22 protein-coding genes and 1 pseudogene are annotated in these 23,342 nt (G+C 41.2%); 14 read left to right on the plus strand and 9 right to left on the minus strand.

The window, feature by feature from the left end:
* Positions 1–42: 42 nt before the first annotated feature.
* A complete protein-coding gene (locus NE257_RS00055; RefSeq protein ID WP_040367041.1) occupies positions 43–462 on the minus strand; it encodes an Ohr family peroxiredoxin in 420 nt (139 codons plus the stop codon).
* Between the two features lie 98 nt (positions 463–560).
* Positions 561–2,078: a UDP-N-acetylmuramyl-tripeptide synthetase gene (gene murE / locus NE257_RS00060; protein ID WP_251885513.1), complete on the minus strand. Its 1,518-nt coding sequence runs from the start codon at positions 2,076–2,078 to the stop codon at positions 561–563.
* A gap of 213 nt (positions 2,079–2,291) precedes the next feature.
* On the opposite strand from murE, the gene NE257_RS00065 reads away from it, so the two are divergent.
* The 5 genes and pseudogenes from NE257_RS00065 to NE257_RS00075 form a co-directional block, all read left to right on the plus strand.
* A complete protein-coding gene (locus NE257_RS00065; protein WP_007209197.1) occupies positions 2,292–3,938 on the plus strand; it encodes a putative polysaccharide biosynthesis protein in 1,647 nt (548 codons plus the stop codon).
* Between the two features lie 105 nt (positions 3,939–4,043).
* The gene (locus tag NE257_RS00070) at positions 4,044–4,793 is read left to right on the plus strand and encodes a pseudouridine synthase (RefSeq protein WP_251885514.1); all 750 of its coding nucleotides are present in this window, start codon (positions 4,044–4,046) and stop codon (positions 4,791–4,793) included.
* 94 nt (positions 4,794–4,887) lie between these two features.
* Positions 4,888–5,025 (plus strand): IS66 family transposase, encoded by a 138-nt coding sequence (locus tag NE257_RS11710; protein ID WP_286011750.1) that lies wholly within the window; start codon positions 4,888–4,890, stop codon positions 5,023–5,025.
* Positions 5,018–5,284: an IS66 family transposase gene (locus NE257_RS11715; RefSeq protein WP_251855262.1), complete on the plus strand. Its 267-nt coding sequence runs from the start codon at positions 5,018–5,020 to the stop codon at positions 5,282–5,284. Before NE257_RS11710 ends, NE257_RS11715 begins: the two co-directional genes overlap by 8 nt.
* Positions 5,285–5,376: 92 nt before the next feature.
* Positions 5,377–5,454: pseudogene (locus tag NE257_RS00075) on the plus strand (IS6 family transposase); the annotation flags it as partial.
* 26 nt (positions 5,455–5,480) lie between these two features.
* On the opposite strand, the gene NE257_RS00080 reads toward NE257_RS00075, so the two are convergent.
* A complete protein-coding gene (locus NE257_RS00080; protein ID WP_251885515.1) occupies positions 5,481–6,353 on the minus strand; it encodes an RluA family pseudouridine synthase in 873 nt (290 codons plus the stop codon).
* Positions 6,354–6,528: 175 nt separating this feature from the next.
* Here NE257_RS00080 and NE257_RS00085 point away from each other — a divergent pair, with 175 nt between their 5' ends.
* From NE257_RS00085 to NE257_RS00110, 6 genes are all read left to right on the plus strand, one after another.
* Positions 6,529–8,703: a PBP1A family penicillin-binding protein gene (locus NE257_RS00085; RefSeq protein ID WP_251885516.1), complete on the plus strand. Its 2,175-nt coding sequence runs from the start codon at positions 6,529–6,531 to the stop codon at positions 8,701–8,703.
* A 64-nt stretch (positions 8,704–8,767) separates the two neighbouring features.
* Complete coding sequence (locus tag NE257_RS00090) at positions 8,768–9,115, plus strand: YlbF/YmcA family competence regulator (protein WP_007209191.1); 348 nt, start codon at positions 8,768–8,770, stop codon at positions 9,113–9,115.
* A gap of 92 nt (positions 9,116–9,207) precedes the next feature.
* Positions 9,208–9,594: a VOC family protein gene (locus tag NE257_RS00095; RefSeq protein WP_007209190.1), complete on the plus strand. Its 387-nt coding sequence runs from the start codon at positions 9,208–9,210 to the stop codon at positions 9,592–9,594.
* A gap of 94 nt (positions 9,595–9,688) precedes the next feature.
* Entirely contained in the window at positions 9,689–10,894 is a 1,206-nt protein-coding gene (locus tag NE257_RS00100; RefSeq protein WP_007209189.1) for a metallophosphoesterase family protein, read from the plus strand.
* A complete protein-coding gene (locus tag NE257_RS00105; RefSeq protein ID WP_251850932.1) occupies positions 10,894–13,551 on the plus strand; it encodes an AAA family ATPase in 2,658 nt (885 codons plus the stop codon). The genes NE257_RS00100 and NE257_RS00105 overlap by 1 nt, the downstream gene beginning before the upstream one ends.
* A 56-nt stretch (positions 13,552–13,607) precedes the next feature.
* Positions 13,608–14,555, plus strand: coding sequence for a 3'-5' exoribonuclease YhaM family protein (locus NE257_RS00110; RefSeq protein ID WP_007209187.1), 948 nt, complete (start codon positions 13,608–13,610; stop codon positions 14,553–14,555).
* Between the two features lie 54 nt (positions 14,556–14,609).
* Here NE257_RS00110 and NE257_RS00115 read toward each other — a convergent pair whose 3' ends face one another.
* The 3 genes from NE257_RS00115 to NE257_RS00125 all read right to left on the minus strand — a co-directional run bounded on the left by NE257_RS00115 (position 14,610) and on the right by NE257_RS00125 (position 16,530).
* Positions 14,610–15,617 carry a peptidylprolyl isomerase gene (locus NE257_RS00115; RefSeq protein ID WP_040367035.1) on the minus strand — a complete coding sequence of 336 codons (1,008 nt, stop codon included), beginning with the start codon at positions 15,615–15,617 and terminating at the stop codon, positions 14,610–14,612.
* 131 nt (positions 15,618–15,748) lie between these two features.
* A complete protein-coding gene (locus tag NE257_RS00120; RefSeq protein WP_007209185.1) occupies positions 15,749–16,102 on the minus strand; it encodes a YtxH domain-containing protein in 354 nt (117 codons plus the stop codon).
* Positions 16,099–16,530, minus strand: a complete 432-nt coding sequence (locus NE257_RS00125) for an HIT family protein (protein ID WP_007209184.1) — start codon at positions 16,528–16,530, stop codon at positions 16,099–16,101. The genes NE257_RS00120 and NE257_RS00125 overlap by 4 nt, the downstream gene beginning before the upstream one ends.
* Positions 16,531–16,704: 174 nt before the next feature.
* Here NE257_RS00125 and NE257_RS00130 point away from each other — a divergent pair, with 174 nt between their 5' ends.
* The 3 genes from NE257_RS00130 to manA are packed head-to-tail and all read left to right on the plus strand — an operon-like array spanning position 16,705 to position 19,496.
* Positions 16,705–17,514 (plus strand): CppA N-terminal domain-containing protein, encoded by an 810-nt coding sequence (locus tag NE257_RS00130; RefSeq protein WP_007209183.1) that lies wholly within the window; start codon positions 16,705–16,707, stop codon positions 17,512–17,514.
* 15 nt (positions 17,515–17,529) lie between these two features.
* On the plus strand, positions 17,530–18,540 hold the full coding sequence (locus NE257_RS00135; protein ID WP_007209182.1) for a serine hydrolase domain-containing protein: 1,011 nt from the start codon (positions 17,530–17,532) through the stop codon (positions 18,538–18,540).
* A 2-nt stretch (positions 18,541–18,542) separates the two neighbouring features.
* On the plus strand, positions 18,543–19,496 hold the full coding sequence (gene manA, locus NE257_RS00140; RefSeq protein WP_251854548.1) for a mannose-6-phosphate isomerase, class I: 954 nt from the start codon (positions 18,543–18,545) through the stop codon (positions 19,494–19,496).
* A gap of 228 nt (positions 19,497–19,724) precedes the next feature.
* Here the strand turns inward: manA and NE257_RS00145 are convergent, their stop codons facing one another.
* The 3 genes from NE257_RS00145 to NE257_RS00155 all read right to left on the minus strand — a co-directional run bounded on the left by NE257_RS00145 (position 19,725) and on the right by NE257_RS00155 (position 23,287).
* The gene (locus NE257_RS00145) at positions 19,725–20,429 is read right to left on the minus strand and encodes a type 1 glutamine amidotransferase (RefSeq protein ID WP_007209180.1); all 705 of its coding nucleotides are present in this window, start codon (positions 20,427–20,429) and stop codon (positions 19,725–19,727) included.
* Positions 20,422–21,774 carry a Mur ligase family protein gene (locus NE257_RS00150; RefSeq protein WP_251854549.1) on the minus strand — a complete coding sequence of 451 codons (1,353 nt, stop codon included), beginning with the start codon at positions 21,772–21,774 and terminating at the stop codon, positions 20,422–20,424. Before NE257_RS00150 ends, NE257_RS00145 begins: the two co-directional genes overlap by 8 nt.
* A 106-nt stretch (positions 21,775–21,880) precedes the next feature.
* Positions 21,881–23,287 (minus strand): TrkH family potassium uptake protein, encoded by a 1,407-nt coding sequence (locus NE257_RS00155; protein WP_251885517.1) that lies wholly within the window; start codon positions 23,285–23,287, stop codon positions 21,881–21,883.
* Positions 23,288–23,342 lie beyond the last annotated feature (55 nt).

Genomic DNA, 23,342 nt, shown 5'->3' on the forward strand with positions numbered 1-23,342 from the left:
CGTCTGAAATACTCTTAGAACGTTATTTAGACGAGTATACTTCTAGCGACCGTCTTCCGCATCGTAGGTAACTTCCACATTACCGTGAATCGCTTTTGAATAAGGGCAGATGCCATCGGTTTCTTCCATATATTTCAATGTATCTTCTTTTGAAACACCATCGATTTTACCAATCAAATGGACAGCAAGATGCAAGGTTGTAAAGTCGGGCAAATCACCTAATAACGTCACTTCAGCTCGGACAGAACGATGCTTGTCGCCTAAGCCGTCGCGTTCTAGTGGAAAGACCATCGCGCCATTAAAACAAGCAGAAATACCTGCTGCGAATAATTCTTCAGGATTGGTGTAGCCTTCTTTTTTCGTACCGGTTGTTTTGACTTCTAAGTGGCCATTCAATGATTTACTAACGCCTTCACGTCCACCTTCATTAATAACGGTCGATACTGCCATTTTTTTGCTCATGAAAAACACCCTTTCTTTAGTGGTCTTACACATTCACTATAGTACAACTTGTGACAAAAACAAAAGAAAGTGCTTGCGCATTATGCAAGCATGAACAGTTAGTTCAATAATTGTTGTACGACTTCATAATCACCAGGATAAGGTTCACCTAGACCGTTGATTTTCATTTCTTTTTCGGTTCCTTTGCCGCAAATTGCAACAATGTCTTCGGTCGTCGCATGGGATAGGGCGATAGCGATGGCTTTCTCGCGCTGTGTCTCGACTGTAATCGAGAGAGCATCGTTGTCGATATGGCTAATGATTTCTTTTGCAATCGCTGCGGGATCTTCAAAATTCGGATCATCGCTCGTTAGAATCGCTTCATCGGCAATTTCTGAGAGTGCCTTGGCGATGTCTGCTCGCCGACTCAAGGCTTTGCCGCCCGTACTACCAGTCAGGATAATTACTTTGCCATTCGGGCGCAAGTGATGTCCCAGTTCGCCGACTGCTTTGATACTTAGGTAATTGTGCGCAAAGTCAATCAAAATCAATGGCTGGTTCGGCTCATCAATCACATGCATTCGACCAGGGATGACGGTGTTTGCGATGGCTTGACGGCTGATTTTTTCGGAAAAGCCGAGTAAATGACTGACCAGTAGTGCTGCGGTGGCATTGTCGTGATTAAACGTACCAAGGATTGCCAGACGATAGCCGCCTTCTAGGTCTGAGAATGACAGCGTGTGTGCAATCAAGTCAAACGAGCGTGTGTCTGTTGCATCTTGAATCTCGACATCGACTGTTAATGAGCGACCAAACGTGACGTAGGGTACGTGATAAAGGGTGCACGTCTCAGCTAAAAGCTCAAAATAATCACTATCGGCATTTAGGATCATCTGTTTGCTGTGTTGAATCAGCTGACGCTTACAATACAAATAATCGTCAAATGTTGGATGCTCGATTGGGCTAATGTGGTCCGGGCTAATATTTAGGAAAATTCCTAGTTCAAAAGTCAGGCCGAAGACGCGCTTTGTCTTGTACGCTTGCGAAGAGACTTCCATCACTAGATGGGTCAGTCCGTTTTCGACAGCCTTAGCCATTTGCTTGTATAAATCGAGCGCTTCTGGTGTTGTGAGATGGGAGCGTGTGTAGTGAACTCCATCTAAAGTCGTTTCTTCAGAAGAGAACAAGGCAGTCTTATGATTTGTGGCTTGCTCCAAACTATCTTTTAAGAAATAGGCACAGCTGGTTTTTCCTTTGGTACCAGTAATACCGATTTTTGTTAATTTATTTTCAGGATGGTCGTAAAAAAATTGAGCAATCATAGCCATGGCTTCTCGAATATCTGTGACAATCAGACCGACTGCATCGATTGAATCGTATGGTTGTTCGGAGACGTATACTTTAACTCCACCAGTAACTGCCTGCTCTAAAAATACTTCTTTAAATTGTTGCCCTTTGCAAAAGAATAGTGTCGCTTCATCGGCTTCTCGTGAGTCATAAGATAAGGAATGAAACGCGTGATCCACAATGGGGTGATCGGGTAGTGTGATATGCCATTGTTGTTGGATGATGACTTCTTTTAGCATCTTTTCACGCAAGAGGACTGCGTAGATGTCTTTTAATTTTTTTTTGTACATAGCTAAGCTCCCTTGACTAATTATCATTGAAGGTATTATACCATATTAGCTAGTATGTATGAGATAGGCATAGAAGAATCCTCCACTTGTGAACAATTCAGAAAGTCCATAATGAGCAGCTTGTTTAGTGGCATCTTAGAAAAATTCATTGCCACTAGTAGCGTTTCGCATTAGAATAGAAGATATGTAGAGATAGAAGATGGAGAAGAAGCGATGAAGCAAACAGATGATACTCACAAGCAACGTCTAAGCAATGAGGAACAAATGGCTCGCGGTTCCGCCTGGTTAACTATTGGCAATATCGGCTCGCGGCTATTAGGTGCAATCTATATCTTACCTTGGTATTACTGGATGGGAGAAAACGGGAAGTCAGCCAATGCATTATTTGGTATGGGGTACAATGTCTATGCATTGTTCATCATGATTTCGACAGCGGGTATCCCTGCGGCCATTGCCAAGCAAATCGCCTACCATAATTCGCGAGGAGAATACAAAACCAGTAAGAAACTATTCGTGCGTGCGATGCAATTAATGTCCGTTTTTGGTGGCGTGTTTGCCTTGATTATGTACATTAGCTCGCCATTTTTAGCTAGCGTAGCGGGTGGTGGTGCGGCCTTGATTCCTACGATGCGTTCTTTAAGTGTGGCGCTGTTAATTATCCCATTGATGAGTGTGATGCGGGGCTATTTTCAAGCGATTCATGAGATGGCTCCTTATGCAATTTCGCAAATTATTGAGCAACTAGCACGTGTCTTTTATATGTTATTGACGACGTTTATCATCATGAAGATTCGCGATGGTAATTATGTGGATGCGGTCACTCAGTCGACGTTTGCCGCCTTTATCGGTGCCATTGCAGGGATGGGGATTTTGATTTATTACTTCCGGACTGAAAAGATTCGGATGGATATAAAAGCCGAGCATAGCCAAGAAGAAGTCGTCTTGGATACCAAGTCTTTGCTGATTACGACAATAAAAGAGTCGATTCCTTTTATTATTGTAGGATCTGGAATTACGATTTTTAAATTAATTGATCAATTTTCATTTATCCATACGTTACGATTGTTTGCAGACTATACGCAAAATCAGGCGATGGAGCTGTTGGCATTGTTTGGAGCAAACCCTGACAAGCTAACGATGGTGGTTATTGGCTTGGCAATCGCACTGGCATCCGTGGGGTTACCATTGATTACAGAGGCCTATGCATTAGATGATCGTCGTGGCTTAGCACGCTTGATTAGTAACAATTTGCAACTGTATTTTTTTGTGATGTTGCCGGCGACTTTCGGGATGATTTTATTGGCCTATCCACTGAATACCATTTTTTATGAACCAAATGTATTAGGAACACGAGTCTTGATTGAAGCTTCTTTGTCTGGCTTGGTATTAGGTTTTTTCATGTTAACAGCCAGCATGTTGCAAGGAATGTATGAAAACAAAGCAGCAGTCCAATATCTAGTGATTGGTTTTATCTTAAAACTTATTTTACAGGTTCCTTTTATTTTTCTATTTGAAGTATATGGGCCGCTCTTATCGACGACCATCGCGCTAAGTGTAACGTGCTACTTGAATGTCCGTCACCTACATAAGATGACGCGCTTTAATCGGATGTTGACGTTACGAAGGATTGTCTTGATTAGCTTGATGACAGTGATTTTACTTATCATTGCCGGTATTTCTCGCTTGATTTTTGGACAAGTCTTCTCAGTAGAGCATAAAGGTGCGGCTTTCTTATTGGTCTTACTTGTAGGTGGAATCGGGGCCGCTGCGTATTGTTACATGGCGTTAAAAATCCGGATTGCCGACAAATTATTAGGACCTGGTATGGTGCGTCTAAGACGAAAATTGCATATAAAATAAACATGAGACGAGAACTTTTTAGACAAAAGGTGGAAAATGAATGCTCAAACTATGGGTGTTTGCCATTTGTCTGGAAAGTTCTTTGTACTCACAAGGAGGAAAACGATGCGATTAGATAAATTTTTGGCTACGATGCAACTGGGTAGTCGCAAAGAAGTAAAACAATTCATCAAAAAAGGAAAAGTGACCGTCAATGGCGAAATCACTCGCAGTGATAAAGCACAAATCAACGAATATGAAGATCAAATTTCTTTTGAAGGAGAAGTCATTCAGTATCAGAAGGATTATTATTATCTATTAAATAAGCCGGCTGGTGTCATCTCAGCGACGGTCGATAATTACGACGAAACGGTTATGGATTTATTAGTAGATGAGGATTTTAGAGAAGATTTATTTCCAGTGGGGCGTTTAGATAGAGACACAGAAGGGCTATTAGTGCTGACCAATGATGGTCAACTAGCACATCGCTTGTTGTCCCCTAAAAAGCACGTGGAGAAGGAATATCATGCCACGGTGGCTGGCGTGATGACGGCTGAGGATGTGGCATTGTTTTCTGAGGGTCTGATGATTGACCAAGGAGAACAGTGTCTACCAGCAAAACTAACTATTTTATCTGTCGATGAATCAGCCCAAACAAGTCAGATTTCGCTCATTTTGCATGAAGGGAAATTTCATCAAGTAAAGCGTATGGTTGCTGCAGTGGGCAAAGAAGTGGTCTATTTGAAACGCATTCGGATGGGGCAACTAACGCTAGATGAATCATTGTCATTAGGGGAGTACCGGGCGCTCACTGCTTTAGAAGTCGAAGCGTTGCAACAGAACCTTTTTTCTGATAATGCAGAACGTATCGTTTGAAAACGATCATGCCGCAAGTGTACAAATCCAAAATATAATAAAAATACATTGGATTTTTGAAAACGCAGTAGAAGAATTCAGTAGGTAATAAAGTATCGTTACAGAAACAATTCGTCAGAAATTTGAAATGAACGTACCAACCTATCGTCAAATTACTTATTGGAATCAACTAGGATTAGCAATTACACGAGAAAACATTAGTAATTGGCGAAATTTAGTTGGACATGAGTAGTTATCATTACTCGTTGAACGATTTCAGAAACAATTGTGGAAAAAAAGATGTAGCTTATGCCGATGAAAAAAGCTATCGTGTGCTAAACAGCAATAAGGAATCAACGTTTTTCTGGTTATTTAGTAACATGTCTGATAGTTCTACTCCGTTAGTTATTTCCCATCATCATGAGACAAGAAAAACGGTAGTCTCACAAGATTTCTTGAAAGAATGTACTGGCTATCTCCATTGTGATGAGTACTCGGGTATAGTTCGTTAGATGGGATTTTACCCATTCATTGTCTTGCCCATGCGCGACGAAAATTCTACGAAGCCATCCCAAAAACAAAGACAACCAATCGATGGATATAAAAAAACCGAAAAGAAGGAATTCTCTTCGGTTTTTCAGGCTGCACTGAAATCAAACGATTACTGGAATTTCCAGCATAATTCATCATAAATAAAAGCAGTCTGATTTAGTTTACAAGGTTGCAACCGAATAAGGAATCAGGTGTGGCAATCGTCATTTCTTGCTGCGTGAAAGGATGGATAAAGTGCATTTGGTAGGCATGTAGGAAGAGACGTTCGGCCGGTTTGGTTTGGTAAAGTGGGTCACCGACGATTGGGTGGCCGATGCTTGCGAGATGGACGCGAATCTGATGGGTGCGTCCCGTTTCTAGTTGACAGGTAATATTTGTTGTCTGGGAGTGAACCTGTATGACTTGCACATGTGTCACGGCTTGCTGTCCATGACGCTCATCTATCACTCGTTTGCGGCGGTCATGGCGATCACGGCCGATTTTTTTTCGAATCGTGCAATCTTTTATGAGTTTGCCAGTTACGATTGCTTGATAGGTGCGATAGATTTTCTTTTGCTCTAACAGACGTCCTAAAATCGGTAAGACTAGCGGATTTTTGGCAAATAAAATGACACCGCTCGTTTCTTTATCTAGTCGATGGACGACATAGGCTTGTTGCTGTTTGGGTGCAAGGTACGCTTTTATATCATTGAGTAGTGTGTCGTCTTCATTTGGTTGATTCGGATGGGTCTTGATACCAGCAGGCTTGTTTACTAAAAGCAGATGCTCATCCTCGAATAAGACGGATACTCGGCTTGCCTGACCGAGCGCGACGGGCTGATAGCTATAGTCGTCTGCTTCTAAACGTAGCGTGATTCGATCCCCTGCTCGTACTTCTTGGTGAAAGAGTGCTAACTGATCATTGACCCAAACATTTTTGCGGGTACGAAGAAAGTGCCGTACTTTTCTTGGCACAAGCCATTGTGTTTCGAGCAGTTCGCGAACAGTGGTCGTCTGTTGGGTAGGTGGCAAAGTAATTTGGTAATCCATATGATTCCTTTCTAATAGAGCATGATTGATGTTTAAGATTTTTTTAACAAAAAAATCCTCTTTTGATAGCAAACACATGATACACTAATTGAGATCGTATGAGAAGGAATTTCCTTCCTAAGACGTATGCTGGCCTTGCTTTTTTTCGGTATAGTAGACTTAATGGAGGAAGAAGATGAATGTGAAACAATTTTTGGCTGCTTTATGGCAAGCCCTCAAAACATACAGCAAGCGCTTTTGGTTATGGATCAAACCATACTTGCATCAACTGCATTTATGGCGCAAGCGGATTTGGAAAAAATACCATCTGCATAAAGTATTTCTCTTAGTTGCCTTAGTCTGTTTGCTTTGCGTGAGTGTGTATTTATTTTATGTAGCAAAGACAACAAATGTATCAGAATTAGAATCAGGATTAAAAGAATCCACGATGATCTACGATACAGATGGAGAAAGCACTGGGAAATTATATGCGCAAAAAGGAACGTATATTGATTTAGATGATATGTCACCCGCGCTTATCGATGCAGTTATTTCGACCGAAGATCGTAATTTTTATACGCATCACGGCTTTGATGTTAAAGGAATTGCGCGGGCTGCTGTACGGATGGTGATTAATCGGAGTACCGAGGGCGGCGGCGGAAGTACGATTACCCAGCAGTTGGCTAAAAATGCGTATTTGACGTTAGACCAGACCTTTACGCGTAAAGCGAAGGAAATTTTCTTGGCTGTCGAAATAGAAAAGCACTATTCCAAAGATGAAATTTTGACGATGTACCTAAATACTTCTTACTTTGGTAATGGGGTATGGGGTGTGCAAGATGCTGCAAATAAATATTTTGGTGTCAATGCAAGTGAGCTGACAGTGGGTGAAGCAGCAACCTTGATTGGAATGCTAAAGGGACCATCAATTTATAACCCGATTGATCATTTGAAAAATGCAACGAATCGCCGAGATACCGTATTACAACTGATGGTCGATAATAATAAATTAAGTGCTAGCGATGCAAAAGTACAAGAAAATGTCTCGTTAGATAGTTTGCTAAATGATACATACCAAGCATCGTCTGATAGTTACCAGTATCCTTCGTACTTTGATGCAGTGATTAATGAAGCAGTCGATGAATATGGGCTGGATGCCGATGATATTATGAATCGCGGCTATAAGATCTATACCACGTTGGATCAAGATCAACAAAAAGCGATGCAAGAAACGTATGCTGTCGATGGCTATTTCCCAGAGAATGCATCAGATGGCGCAATCGTACAATCAGCAACGGTCGCCATCAATCCAAGCAATGGGGGCGTGACAGCCTTAGTCGGTCGACGAGGGGAGTCAGTCTTTCGTGGGTTTAATTTTGCTACCCAGATGAAGCGGTCACCTGGATCGACCATTAAGCCACTAGCTGTCTATGCACCAGCTTTGGAAAAAGGTTATACACCAGCTAGCGTCTTACAAGATAGTCCTCTAAGTTATTACGATGCGCAAAATTATAGCGGGACGTATTCTGGTGAGGTCCCAATGTATCAAGCCGTCGCACAAAGCTTGAATTTGCCTGCAGTTTGGTTGTTACATGAGATTGGTTTAGAGACTGGGTTTAATAAGGCCAAAGAATTCGGCTTATCCTTGACTGATGAAGACAAGTATTGGGGCTTAGCGTTAGGTGGGCTACAATATGGCGAGTCACCGCTGACGATGGCGGCAGCGTATAGCGTATTTGCCAATGGCGGCACGTACTATCAGCCACATTTAATTACGAAGATTGTCGACTCTACCGGTGCGGTGATTGTTGACAATACTGAAGTCAAAGGCAAACGAGTGGTATCGCAAAAAGTAGCCACTGCAATGACGAGTATTTTACTAGGGACGTATTCACATGGAACAGGGGTTTTAGCAGATCCATATGGCTACACAGTCGCTGGGAAAACAGGAACGACCGAAACAGGTTTTGACGCAACCAAAGTAAATGATCAATGGGTGATTGGTTACACACCAGATTTAGTGATGGCGACGTGGTTGGGCTTTGAAAAGACGAGTGCTGAACATTACTTGCACGGCACGAGTGAAACCGTCGCAGGGTTGATTTTTAAAAAAGTTGCGGAAAGTGTATTACCTTATACCAAGGGAACCAGTTTTGAGGTGGCTGATGCTTACGACACAGGTGGGAAAGTGTTAACACCGGAAGAAGCCAAAGAGCAGTCAGGGGAATCCACGGACAATAATTGGCAAAAGGGATTAGATGACTTTACCGAAAAAGCCAAAGAAGGGTTAACAGATTTTGGAAATACAGTTAAGGAAAAATCAAAAGAGCTTTGGAATAACCTCTGGGGGAAAATCCAAGAAAATCAATAAAGGGTTTTGTCAGAGCTTTCATAAGATGGTAAAATAGAGAAAGAAGAATGAATGGAGGAACATCATGACAGCAAATATTTATGATACAGCAACGCAACTAGAACGAGAAATTCGTGCAACCGATCAATACAAAGCCTTGCAAGAAGCATTTGCAAATTTAAAAGAAAAAACGGAAGCCTATGCCTTATTTAAAGAGTTTCAAGCCTTTCAACAAACACTTCAACAAAAAATGATGAGCGGCGAAGAAATGACGGAAGAAGATGCTCAAAAAGCGCAAGAATTAACAACAGCTGTCCAAGCCGAAGCGGGGATTGCAGAGTTAATGGAAGCCGAGCAAGCCTTTAGCTTATTGGTGAATGATATGAACAAGATTGTTATGGCACCAGTTCATGAATTGTACGAAGGCGAATAAAAAACGTTCATACTAAAATAAAGACAGTCGTTTCACATTTAGCACGAACTAAATGTGAAACGACTGTTGTTTTGTAGAAAGAGTGGGAGAGCATGAACCATATTGAAATTTATGTAGCCAATCTTGCTAACACGGTCCAATTTTATCATTGGTTGTTGGTTTGTAATTTGGAATTCGAACTGGATACTCATTGGGTGAATGGCGTAACGTTCCGTCAAGGTGATTGTTACTTAGTTTTTGTTGAAGTAGCCAAAGAAAAACAATCAATGGGTTATAATCGTACGCACATAGGACTGAATCATTTGGCTTTCTGGGCAACATCTCGGCTGAAGGTTGATCAAATACATGATCAATTGACTATCATGAATCCCACAACGTTACTTTATGATCAATTGTATCCATTTGCAGGTGGACAGAATCAGTATGCGGTCTATTTTGAAGATCCAGATCGAATTAAATTGGAAGTGGTTGCCGTCTAAATCAGAAAAAATACGAACAAGTTTTCGCATTTTTTCTGACTTTTGACAGAGAACATGATAAAATAAAGGAATAAACGCAAAGGAGTCATACAGAATGGTACGGTTTATTCATGCTGCCGATTTGCATTTCGATCGGCCATTTGAAGGCCTGTCTGCTCTTAAAGAGTATCAAGCCTTTTTTTTAGAGTACAATCAACAGATGGTGCAAACGCTTGTCGATGTTGCACTAGAAGAAGCGGTTGATTTTTTAGTATTGGCGGGGGATACGTTTCACCAAAACCGTCCAACATTAAAAATGCAACGCTTATTTTTTGAACAAATGGATCGTTTAGCGCAGCGAAATATTCCAGTCTATCTTTGTTTTGGCAATCATGATTATTATGATCCAACTCGCTATTGGTTTGATTTCCCTAAAAATGTTCATTTATTTACATCAGAGGAGGTCGCAACCATGATGGGGGAGACAGCAGAACATGAACGTTATGCTATTAGTGCGTTCAGTTACTGTCATCCATGGATTCGCACGACAAAAGCCAGTGAATTTCCGCCGCGTATGGCTGTCGATGTGCACATTGGCATGTACCATGGGGAAGTGGGGGTATCTGGGCAATACGCACCATTCCAAGTAGCAGATTTGCAAACCAAAGGCTATGACTATTGGGCGTTAGGGCATATTCATGTTCCCACTAAGTTAGCCAGTCAGCCTCCGATCTGTTATCCGGGGACCCCGCTCGGTCGAAATAAAAAAGAAGACAAAATTGCAGGAATTCAACTTGTTACCATCCATCCACAACAGGCACCTATCATCGAACAAATTTCTGTTGCTGGGATTCATTGGCTTACCGGACAACTATCTTTAGCTGGCTGTTCATCGAAAAAAAACGTCTTGGATCGCTTGCTGAGTGAACCAATCCATTCTCGCCCATGCTTTTTACAGTTAGAGCTTTTTGATACGGACGATTTACCAAGTGATTGGTTATCACCCGTAGAAAAGCAAGAGCTGTTGGCTTATGTGAATCAAAGGCAAGGTGAGCAGACAACCCAGTGGTTATACGATGTCACAGTGGTTAAAGAAGCACAGCAGGACCAAGGCAGTCCGCTATTACTTGATTTTGCTGAATGGCAACTTTTGTATCAGACCTATCAAGAACCCGCTGTTTTTCATCAAACTGTTGAGGAATTGTGGACACAACCGGTTTTGAGTCAGCTGTTTCAGACTACCTCTTTCCAAAAAAAGGTATTAGTCAATGTTCAGCGGCGCATCTACGAAGAATTTGATGTGAAAGAGGAGGGGGAATAATGCATATTATGAAAGCCGAAATTGTTGGTTTCGGCGCCTATCGTCAGCGAGAGTTTACCTTTTCAGCAGGCAATCAATTGATTTATGGGGAAAATGAAGCGGGAAAATCCACTCTTTATCAGTTTATCCAAGCGATGCTCTTTGGGTTTCCTAAGAAATCCAATAAAAAACGAGACTATACGCCGACAGATGGAGCTGCCTATGGGGGACGTTTATGGATAGCGACTCCCCAATATAAATCGATTAAAATCGAGCGGTTCCGTCAAGCAAATCGTGGAAAAGCTCGCGTATGGCTTGGTGAATTAGAGACAACGGAAGAACACTTGCAAACGGTATTAGGTGGCCTGACATTAGCAATGTTCCAAGAAATCTACACCTTCCAACAAGAGCAACTGTCCAAACTTGATCACTTACAAGAAGACGAATTGCATCAAGCACTGTTATCAATAGGAATTAGTGGAAATCAGTCCATCATGTCCAGTATACAAGCCGACAAAAAAAATAATCAGGCACTCTTCCGTCCAAGAGGGCAACGGTTGCCATTAAATCAACTGATTCAACAATACAAACAGTTGCAAGCGCGCATTCAAGTTAAAGAACAACAAGAGGCTCAAGTCCAAGCAAAAGTGCAACGAGTTGGGCAAATTCAACACGAAATGGAACAAATGAATCAAACGTCAACAGCGCTACATGAGCATGCTCAGCAATATGAGCAGCAGACACTTCATTGGAGTCTCTATGAAGAATGGCAAATGCTCAGACAAACATTGCCTAAAGAAGAAAACCTAGCAACACCGGAGCTGACACGACGAGTACAACACTTTTACCAGCGTTATCAAGATGTGACAGCAACGATTCAAAAACATCAAGCTGAAATAGCCCGATTGGAGCAAGGCAACACTTCTGAACGGTATTTTTTTTACTTAGAACATGAAGCAACAATTCAACAAGTGAGCAAAGCACAAGTCGAATTGGCGCGAATGGTTGATCAAGTAGCGCAACAAACGAGTACGTTACAAGTAAAGCTGCAGCAACAACAAAAATTGGAAGCAAAATGGGGGTGGCAAGCCGACCAGCCACCTGCCCTTGCCCAACAAGCCATTTATGATCAATTAGCAATGATAAAAAAATTACAACAAGAACGTCAACTGCTTCATGAACGAAAGCGCTGGGTAGCTGAACAACAAGTAGCAACTGAAGAAAAGCAAATGAGCGAAATTGATCACTATCAGGTGAAAAAGGATTATGCAAAACCCTTACGTATCGTGGCAATTGTAGCGCTTGTTTTGGGTGGGATAACCGTTTTAATAAGGGAACTGGGACCAAGTATTTTCTTCATGCTTTTAGGAATAAGTAGTGGCATCATGTCCTATCGTCTATCATCATCAAAAAATACCCAGTCAGTGCATGAGTCTTCTTCAGAGGCACCCAAAAGGCAAACAAACTATGAGCTGGAATTGCAAGATCTGAGTGATCAACTGCTGGGAAAACAAGAAGCATACGAAAAATTGGTGCACCAATTATATCCTTTCTTTGGAGAGCAAGTTCCAGTTGATGAGTGGCCATTCATCGTGCAACATTACGATGAAGAAGTGCAAATATATTTGGATTTGTTACAAAGTTTGCCACCATTGCGCCAAAGCATCAACACTATACAGACCAAATTAGCGGAAAAGGAACAAATTTGGGCTGATTTTGGGGAATGGCTACCGTTGGCCAAGTTACCTTTAATGGAGCAAGTGACGAAGATTTTGGCTTTTGGCGAAGAAATGCAGGCGATTAAAATGGAACGTTTGCAACAACCCAGTACTCTATTAGCCAAACAAGTTCAACAATTGCAACTCGAACGGGAGCAGTTAATCAAAACACACGATGCGTTGTTGCATCAATTAGGAATTGAGCAACCAACGGATATCCCAATGTGGATGAGACAGTGGGAAGAACATTGGCAACGGCGGAAGCGTGAGCGAGAACTAGCCCAGATGTTAGCTGGTATCTATCCTCAGCAAATAAAAAAAGATGAGCTAGCAACGCTTGTGCAAAAAAATCACCAACAACAAATGGACCTCAAACACCAAAAAGAGTTGTTGGTAGCTGAACAACAAAAATTGCGACTGGAACTGGCTCAATTGCAAGAAGATGGGACCCTTGATGAACTTTACCAACAGCGTGTGTTGCTTGAAGACGACTTGCAAGAAAGTACTACACAATGGGCAAGCAATCAACTTCATGCAGCGATGCTTGGGGACCTAGCCACAAATCGGTCCGAACAACAATTACCACAATTAGTGCAAAAAGCAGTGCACTTCTTTCAAATTTTGACGAGAAATCATTATCAAAAAATTTGGTTTGATGAAGGACTATTGTTTGTAGCAAATGAGAAACAGACGTTTGATATTTATCAATTGTCCACAGGAACGAAAGATCAGTTGATTATGGCCATTCGCTTTGCGTATCTTTCTTTACAGGGCAATGAAACGTTATGTCCAATAATGATTGACGACGGATGGTTGCATTATGATTACCAACGAAAATATGATTTAGCACAACTTTTTAAAGAATTTGGAAAAACGATGCAGGTCATCTGTTTATCCTCAGACCGAGAAATGGTAAGCTATTATCAGGAATTGGACCAAATGCGAATGTCCATCGAATGAAAGGATGTGAATTCTAGCTTTGTTGAATGCTGTGCATCCACAAAGCTAGCCACGTAATGAAAAAAATTAGAGAATTAACCCTTGATGAAACCTTTCAATTATTTGTTTTAATCAAGCAAGCAGATGTTCGAATTGCCAAAAATGGCAAAAAATTTATTGCCTTCACATTTCAAGATACGAGTGGCACAATTGATGGAAAATTTTGGGATGCATCCGAAGAGGAAATTCAAAAATTTTCAGCGGGAAAAGTGGTTTGTCTTGATGGAAAACGAGAAGTCTACCAAGGAAATCCACAGGTGAAGATCATTCATTTGCGGTTACCAAAAGACGAAGAACCATCCGATGCTAGTTTATTTATGGAACGCGCCCCTGTGAAACGGGAGGAGATGGAGGCATTCATCAGCCAAACGTTATTTGAAATTACTAATCCTCATTGGAATCGCATTGTTCGGTATTTGTTCAACCAATACAATCGGGAATTTTTTGAGTACCCAGCAGCAAAACGTAACCATCATGCGTTTGCTGGGGGCTTGGCTTATCATACAACGACAATGTTGCACTTGGCAAAAGCAATGGTAAGTCAATATTCCCAACTAGATTCTGCTTTGCTTTATGCTGGTGTTTTGCTTCATGATTTAGGCAAAGTGATTGAGCTATCTGGTCCAGTGGGAACGGAATATACGTTAGTAGGAAATCTAGTGGGGCATCTTGTTATTGTGGATGAGGAGATTACAAAAGCTTGTGTGGCCTTATCGATTGATCCGGCTAGTGAGGATGTTGTGTTGCTCCGGCACATGGTGTTGACCCATCATGGATTACTAGAATATGGCTCGCCAGTACGCCCACGCATCATGGAAGCTGAAATTTTACATCAAATTGACAACCTCGATGCTTCAATGCAGATGATGAGTACAGCCATTAGTCAAACAGAACCAGGAAGCTACACTGAACGAATTTTTGGTTTAGATGGCCGTAGTTTTTATGTACCGAAAATAAATGAGTAAATAGCAAAAAAAAGTAGTTGAAATGACCACAGTCATTTCAACTACTTTTTTTAATTATTTGGATGAAGAAGTTGTATCTGAAGAAGATTCAGATGTTTCGCTAGTAGAAGACGTTGTTGCTGAACTTGAAGTAGATGAAGTTGAGCTAGATGATGTTTTCGTTTCAGCGGCATCAATAAAGGTTGATAAGATATTACTGAAAGATTTATCAACAATTTTTACATTTTGATCTTTCAATACTTCACCAATGACTTTTGTTGAGAACGTTGAATCATTGATTTTTGTGTTTGTCGCAATTGTTTTCAAAGTTTTTTTGTATTTATTCATATCATTGCCTTTAGAAGAAGTCTTCACCATTTTAATGATATAGTAACTTTGTGTGTAAGTAGATGAGTTAGTGACTGCGATTGGATCAGAAATTTCACCATCTTTTAATTTCCATGCTGCTGCTTGAACTTCAGCAGGGATGGTCGTAGAGGTAGAATCGAAGGTTACTTTTCCTCCATCTTCTTTTGTTGTGCTATCTGTAGACTTTTCTTTAGCAATCTTAGCAAAATCTGCTCCATCTTTGCTAGCTTCTGTTTTTACCTCTTTTGCTTCATCTTCAGAGGCAACTTGGATGATTTGAGCTTCAACTTCTGGATGGAAAGATTCCCAAGCAGCTTTGTAATCAGCATCTGTCAATTTCACGTGTGCTTTTAAGCCTGCTTCCATTGCAAGTTGTTGTTTGATTGCCTTTTTATAAGAATCTTTTGTGTAGCCAGCTGATTCCAATTGTGATTCAAATGAATCGCCGTATTGTTTGGCGGTTTGGTTGTATTGTTTATCAACTTGTTTTTGTGATACTTTGTCACCATATTTATCTTCAAATGCTTGATAGATAATCATGTTACGAGCCAGTTGTTGATTGGCAGAGGTTAATTTTGCTTCTGCATAAAAATCAGAGACGGTAATTTTATTGCCTTTCATTGTAGCAATCGTTTCATCGCTTGAGCTAGAGCAAGCAGCTAAGGTCATGACACTGAAAAGCCCCAAAGTTGCCAAAATTAGTTTTTTCTTCATATTCTTAAGCACTCCCATTTTCTAAAGTAAAAATATCACAACAACTACTATAACATATTTTTATTAGAATAAAAGAAATCGGTAAATCTTTCGAATAAAATTCATAGAATTGTCATGTTTTCTTTAGCAAGCTATTTCGTATTAGCTAATTTTTGTTTGGCTTCTTTTAGGTGTTGCGATAAGAGTGCCTTTTGGTCATTGATTCGTTTGATACGTGGTTGTGCTTGAAATTGAAAAGCATCGATATCTTTTTTGATTGCTCGTGAAACTACGGGGACCGTCTGAGCGACAAGGTCAGATGTTTCTTTGACCGTGCTTTGAAGATGTGCGACGTGCTCTTTAAATTCTTTGGTAGAGTCAGTGACATCAACGACATAGGTATCAATTTGTTGTTGGAAGTCTTTGCCTTTTTTAGGCGCAAAAAGAAGACCTAAACTGCCCCCAACACCAGCGCCAAACACGAGACCTTTTAGAAATGATGTCATTCGCTTTTCACCTGCGCTTTGATTTTTTCGGCCAAGGCTGCTAGGTCATCTGCTGTGTAATTTTCCATATGGTTGCCAAAATGTAACGCAAAGTCATCTTCTTTTCCATAGCGAGGAATCAAGTGGATATGAGAATGGAAGACGGATTGATAGGCAATCTCTTTGTTGTTGTTAATGATATTTAAGCCTTCCATATCAGGGAAGCTTGCCTCAAGTGCGCGTGCAATTTTTGGAATTCGCGAAAAGACATCAGCGGCAAGTGCTTCGTCGTATTCAAAGATATCAGATACATGAACTTTCGGAATCACTAGCGTATGGCCTGGGGTAACTTGAGTGATATCTAAAAAGGCGTACACTTTGTCGTCCTCATATACTTTGTGACTAGGGATGTCATGGGCTAAAATACTACAAAAAATACAATTTTCCATCAAAAAAAGCCTCCTTAAAAGCCGTTGTTTATTTATGAGTAGTGTACCATATTCTCAAAAAACGTGCAGATAATGAAAAGTGCTTCATTTCTTAGCTTTTTTCGGGTATTGCTTGCTTGAATGACAGATTATCAGTAAAATGAAGCGAGAAACCTTGAGAGGAGATACAAAGGAATGGGGCAATTTCAGCTTGGACCAAGTACAAAACTCGTTTCATTGGCGATACGAGTAAAAGACCGCGATAAAATGATTGCGTTTTATCGGGATATTATCGGTTTTTCATTGAAGAGTGAAGAGAATGCATTGGCAATTATGGGGACGGACAATCACCCAGAAGAACGGTTGTTATTAGAGGAAAGTCCACGTGCCGATGATCATTTTAGGAAAACCAAAAAATTGCAGCACATTATCTTGCAAGTCCCATCACTACCCGAACTTGCAGCGATTGCTGCACGATTAGCTACCCAAGAGAGCGAATACCAAGTCCACGTGACTGAAGCGACAGTTACTGTGAATCTAAAAGACCCAGAGGAAAATCAATGGGTAATTTCTTATCAAAAAGAGGCAGCGGATCAGCTTGTCGATGCCGCTGATTTGGTTTGCGATCAAACAGATACCTCTATCCGTCTAACCGAAGCGATTCAATTTGTCGGTGTGGCGTTAAACGTCCTTGATCAAAACGTACAGCAAACCTTTTTAGCTGACCAATTAGGCTTTGAGTTGAATCAGCAAGCAGAATTACATAGTCCAACACTGTCATTTGTAGTCACAGCTAATCAAGTATCCGATCCAACTGTGGCATTAACTAGCGATGAAGTGATTGGTTTGGAGTTTATCAAGTTTGTCTTAGATCAAAATGATTTATTGGCACTGGAGAAAAATCTACTAGACTCTGATTACGACTTTTTCATCGATAAGAAAAAATCAGTATTGACTGTCTACGATTCAGTTGGCGTGGAATGGTGGTTTGAGCGTACCAACTAACCATAGATAGAAGAGGTGAACGACTTGTTTGAAAAAACACTGGCACTCATGGAGCAACAACGGCTTGCGGGTGTCTATAGTGGATATATCGGCAGTTTTTTAGAGCACGGTCACTTTCAGCGCAAGGTGAGTGGCTGGGCGGCGACAGTCCCGAATAAGGAAAAGCTGACGGCAGACTATTTATTTGATGTGGCTTCATTAACCAAAGTAATCGGCACGACCTCGGTCATTTTGCGATTACTTGATCGTCATGAGTTGCAGCTAGATGATCCAGTCATTCGTTTTTTGCCGCAGTATGCAGACAAACGTGTGACCATCAGACACTTATTGACACACACATCAGACATTCAGACATGGATTGAACACCGTGATCAACTAGCCGCAGATGAGCTAAAAAAAGCCTATCTTCAGCAACAAGCATCTTCAAAAATAGGCCAGCGAGTGAGCTACACGGATACGGGTTTTATTTTATTGGGCTTGTTATTGGAGGCAATCTATCAGGCACCGCTAGCAGACATATTTCAAAAAGAAGTATTTGAACCACTAGGGATGATTCATACTTCGCTAGGATCACCCAAGGGTTCGTTAGTCGTGCCAACCGAGCAAATAAATGGTCAGGTGCTAAGGGGAACGGTTCATGATCCCAAAGCACGGATTCTTGGTGAGCACGCAGGCAATGCGGGTCTTTTTTCGAATGTAGCTGACTTAGAAGCGTTTGTTTGGATGTATGCGCATGGGGGAGAGGGCTATATCTCAAGAGAAGTGCTACAAGCAACGCAGCAAGATCAAACACCAAATCGTAAAGGAAAGCGCGGGATTGGGTGGCAATTAGTGGGTCCAACACATACAATGTTGTTTCATACCGGCTATACAGGGACATTTTTATTGATTGATTGCGACCAGCAGTCAGGGCTGATTTTTTTGTCTAATCGGGTGCACCCAATAGATGAACGGCAAGCATACATCACCCACCGTGATCAGTTGGTCGCTTGCTACTTAAGTGAAAAAGAGAAAAGCGAGGAGTAACGATGGAACCATTGTTTTTACAACCAGTATTTCAAGAAAAAATATGGGGTGGCACCCGTTTGCATGATGTGTTTGGCTTTGAATTACCTAACGATAAAATAGGGGAAGACTGGGCGATTAGTGCACATCCGCATGGTGTTAGTACGGTCATAAATGGCCCATTCAAAGGTGAAAATTTGGCCGACCTTTGGCAAAATAAAAAAGAATTATTTGGCAATCCTACAGAACCAGTCTTTCCTTTATTGGTTAAAATATTGGATGCAGAAGAGGAATTGTCTGTGCAGGTCCATCCAGATGATGCGTATGCCAAAGAACATGAGGGTGAATTAGGAAAGACAGAATGCTGGTATGTGATTGATGCCCAGCCAGGTGCAGAAATCATCTATGGCCATCATGCCAAAAGCAAGGCTGAATTTGCGGAAATGGTGGAAAAAACAGCGTGGGATGAGCTATTTCGTAGAGTCCCCGTGCGTAAGGGTGATTTCTTTTACGTTCCTAGTGGCACGATTCATGCCATTGGGAAAGGCATTTTAATTTTAGAAACACAGCAAAGTTCGGATACGACTTATCGGGTCTATGATTATGATCGTGTGGACCAAGCGGGGAATAAGCGAGAACTCCACATTCAACAATCGATTGATGTATCGACTATTCCTGCTGTCTATCCGACACCGTCTATTCAAGAAGCAAGAAAAGATAACTCAACAATCACCACGTATGTAAAAACAGACTTTTTCAACGTCTATGAGTGGTCTGTTAAAGGATCACTCGCGTTTAAAAAACAGGCACCCTACACCTTAGTGACAGCTATTTCAGGCTATGGCAAGCTTTTAGTTGGTGATACTAGCTACGAGTTAACGCCTGGAACAAGTTTTATTTTACCGAATCAAATCAATGACTGGCTGATTGAAGGCGACGTGCAGTTGATTGCATCAGAGCCTGGTCGAAAAGAATAAGGAATAATTTTTGAAAGAAAAAATACATTTATGGTTGGTTTAAGGAGGACGTCTTATACTTCATTCATACCAAACAAACCAAACTTTTTTTCATTTCTTTCTCCCTGACTCACTAGCCCCCAGCTAGTGAGTTTTTTTATGTAAAAAATAGATTGTGACAGAATTAGCTACGAAAAAAAACCAGAAGTTTGAGAAATAACTTCTGGTTTTTATGGTCTCTTTATCTTTTTAAATTTGAGCAAGTGGTAGCTCGGGTAAATCTGCTAAGGCTGCCTCGCCGTATTTTTGCACAAGCGCAGTCTTCAGTAGCCGTTGTGCTAAAATTGGATTTCTGGCTAATAACGGTCCGTGGAAGTATGAGCCAAAGACATTACGATAGATGACGCCTTCGGATTGGTCTTCGCCATTGTTGCCGTTACCTTGAACGACTGTCCCCAGAGGTCGTTCACCTTCACCAAGAAAAGTGCGGCCATTGTGATTTTCAAAGCCATAATATGTTTCATTAAATGCGTCATTATGGATGACAATATCGCCGATAAAGCGATGGTTGTCTTGGCTAAGCGTATAGTGGTCTAGCGCACCGATACCGGCAATCTTTTCACCGTCAGCGCCAATATAGTAATGACCAAGTAATTGATACCCCCCACAAATCGCTAAGAGGACACCATCGTTTTCGATATAGTCTGTCAAAGGTTCTTTTTTGTCTTGAATATCTTTTGAGACAATCATTTGCTCGTAATCTTGGCCACCGCCGAAAAAGACAAGCTGATAGCGCTCAGGGTCAAAGGATTCATGAATGCTGACGACTTCCATCTCTAATGTAATGCCGAGTTGTTTTGCGACATAGTTTAGCATTAAGATGTTGCCGTTATCGCCATACGTATTTAGTAAATTCCCGTATAAATGTGCGAGTCGTAAAGTGTACTTAGTCATTGCTCATGCCTCCTTTGATGAAGCCTTTTTCAGCCAAGCGTTTGCGTAATTGCAAGACGGCAGTGTAGGTCGCAAGAATATAGACGTGTTTGGTTGGTAGTTGCTGGATTTTTTGAATCGTGTCGTCGATACTTGCGACTTCCGTAATTTTTTCTGCTGGAATCCCGGCGACTGTCAGGCGTAGGGCCATATCTTTGTGGCGATCACCACCAGCTATGACTGCGGGAATCTCCATATCGGCAAAGGCTTCATGATTGCCATCCCAAATCCAGCTTACATCGATACCATCTGCATAGTTGGCGTTTAGTAAGCAGACTAGTGAGAATGAGTCAGGTGTAAGGCCAATCATGTCGATTACTTGGTTTAAGCCTACTGGATTTTTTACGAGAACCAAGGTGCATTCTTTTTCGCCTATGTGAATGACTTCTTGGCGGCCAAATACTTTTTCATCATACGCTAAGCCTGCACGAATTTTTTCAGGAGCGACGTGATAGTGCTCGGCTACAGCGGTGGCAGCTAGAGCATTGTAAATATTGTATAGTCCACCGACTTCAATCTGATACGGTTCTCCATCAATGACAAAAGAAGCTTGTTTATTCGTCATGGCTGTTAATTCCGTCAAGCGATAGTCTAAGGCTGGCCGTTTGAAGGAACAGTTGGGACAATAATACTTGCCAAGATTGGCATATGTAAGCATTTTGTAATGAAGGATATGCTGGCAATTTGGGCAAAGTACATTATCTGTATTGTAATGAGCCAGCTGCTCCTTATCAGGCAAGTGGTCAAAACCATAAAATTTTTGTGGGTTGATCGTTTTAACAGAATGGAAGATAGGCGCATCACCATTGGCTAAAATCAAAGCGTCAGGTGATTGCGAGGCACCTTCAACAATTAGTTTATACGTCGTGTAGATTTCACCATATCGGTCCATTTGATCACGGAAGATATTGGTAAAAACGAAAAGTTCTGGCTTAATGTACTTAGTTACTTCACGTAAGCTTGCTTCATCTATTTCTAAGACGGCAAATTTTGTGTCGCCTTTTTTGGCTTTAGCAGACAAGAAGGTCGAGACAATTCCTTGGACCATGTTGGCACCTGTGGGATTGGTTAAGACGCTATCAAATTCTTGACGCAAGATATTTACAGTCAGCGCAGTCGTTAATGTTTTGCCGTTCGTACCGGTAATGACGACCACTTGGTAATCTTTTGCTAGTTGATCTAATACTTTGGGATCGATTCGTAAAGCTAGCTTACCAGGTAAGCTCGATCCTCCTTTGAAAAATGTTTTTAAAAGCCACTGTGAGCTTTTGCCTACTAGAATAGCGGCCGTACTTCTTATTCCCATAATATCCTCCATCAAGACCGATTTCCTTTTTAACGTGTTATATCTTATCATAAATTTTGAGACAGTGCGCTGGTAACAGGTGAAAATCAAATGAATCCTAAGAAACTTAACCGATAATAATCTTTTCTGTTGGGTAGGCATAGCCTAAATCGCGTGTTTCTTTAGGGACGAATAAAAGCAAAGTATACAACATGCCAATCCGGCCGATAAACATCAAGAGTGCAATCACGATCTTACCGACTGTCGACAGCTCTGGTGTGATGCCAAGAGAGAGGCCGGTTGTTCCAAAGGCAGAGGTGACTTCAACGATAATCGAAATCAGTGGCAAATCTTCTGTTGAACTCAGAAATAAGACACAGAAAAAGCACATCATTAGGGACAACATAAAGACCGTGATGGATTTTTGGACATCATCATCGGCTATTTTCCGTCCGAAGACGTTGACGTGTTTTTCGCCTTTTAAAAAAGAAAACAAATACAAGCCGATAATCGCCATAGTAGTCGTCCGTACACCACCACCGACTGAGCTTGGACTACAGCCAATAAACATCAACAGCGAAAATAACATCAACGTCGTGATTTGAAATTGATTAAGGTCGTGAATTTGCAGACCGGCATTCCGAGTCGTGATTGAATAAAAGGAACTATTCAAGAGTTGCTCACCAAAGGACATACTGACAAATAAGTGGTCCTTTTCTAAAAAATAAATTGCAGCCGAACCGACCACAAAAAGCACGACAAAGGCCAATGAAGCAATCTTAGTGAAAAGCGAGAAACGAAACGGTAGTCGCTTGCGCTTTTTATGTAAGACATGCAAGCTATATTCATGAAGGTCCATCAAGACTGGAAAGCCAATCCCACCAATCACGATTAAAAACATAATTCCAATCAAAAAGAAGCCATCTTTGGCAAAGGGTAAGATGGAGTCTCCTGTGACATCAAAGCCTGAATTGGTTACCGACGATATGGCTTGATAGAAGCCATAAAAAAAGGCAGAGGACCAATGCTCGTAATACCCACCGAGTTTAAAATAAATCGCAAATAGACTACCGGCGATTGCTTGGACAATTAAAAGAATGGTAAATGTCGTTCGAATCATTTTGACAATCCCGCTTAGTCTAGGCTGGTTCATATCAGTCATAATTAATTGGCGTTGCTTTAAGGAAATTTTGCGACGAGAGACAATGGCAAAAAATGTCGAAAACATCATAATACCTAAGCCACCTATTTGAAAAAGTATTTCCAGTAAGATAATGCCATTGTGATTAAAGACATCCGTCAATGAGATAGTTGTCAAGCCGGTCACACTCACTGTGCTAATTGCTAAAAAGAATAGGTCAATAAATGAAACGTCTTGATTTGGGACGCGAAAGAATGGCAAATAAAATAGCAGTAAAGCGATTGCTGCCATGGCAAGGTAATAAAAGACAATAATTTGAATAGAAGACACATTTTTTGTCAAAAAATGCTGTCCTTTACGGTGTGTCAACTGAGAAAACCGTTTAAAGTTCATCAGGTAAGCTCCTTTATCGTTCAGTATAGCTAGTATAGCAAACTTTCAGTAGCCA

This window comes from Enterococcus italicus (assembly GCF_023743875.1).
GTDB lineage: Bacteria > Bacillota > Bacilli > Lactobacillales > Enterococcaceae > Enterococcus_G > Enterococcus_G italicus.